Origin of the sequence: Leisingera sp. ANG-M1, assembly GCF_000813745.1 — a bacterium.
Taxonomy (GTDB): domain Bacteria; phylum Pseudomonadota; class Alphaproteobacteria; order Rhodobacterales; family Rhodobacteraceae; genus Leisingera.
Genome location: NZ_JWLC01000062.1, coordinates 1,060 through 1,307, shown reverse-complemented (window position 1 = coordinate 1,307; position 248 = coordinate 1,060). Strand labels below are relative to the sequence as shown.

The following is a 248-nucleotide window of genomic DNA, read 5'->3' as shown; positions in this document are numbered from 1 at the left end:
GCGCGTTGTCGAAAAGCGCGGCGGCTTCGGATCTGCGGTTCTGGGCGGCGTTGTGGCGGCTGTTATCGGCTTTGTGGCCGGCCAGGGCGGCTGGCTCGACAACGTCCTGCCTGCAGCGCTCAAGGGCAGCGGCGTCGACCTGACCGCGCTTGAAACCGGCCAATCCGACCTGGAGGCCGCTGTTGCGGCTCTGAAACAGCAGGTTGAGGCCAACAAGGCTCCGGACCTGGCACCGCTTACGGCGCGGG

The 248-nt window shown here is 67.7% G+C and carries 1 pseudogene; it reads left to right on the top strand.

Going from position 1 to position 248, the window contains the following annotated elements:
* Window positions 1–248 (top strand): annotated as a pseudogene (locus tag RA19_RS27140) (hypothetical protein); the annotation flags it as partial.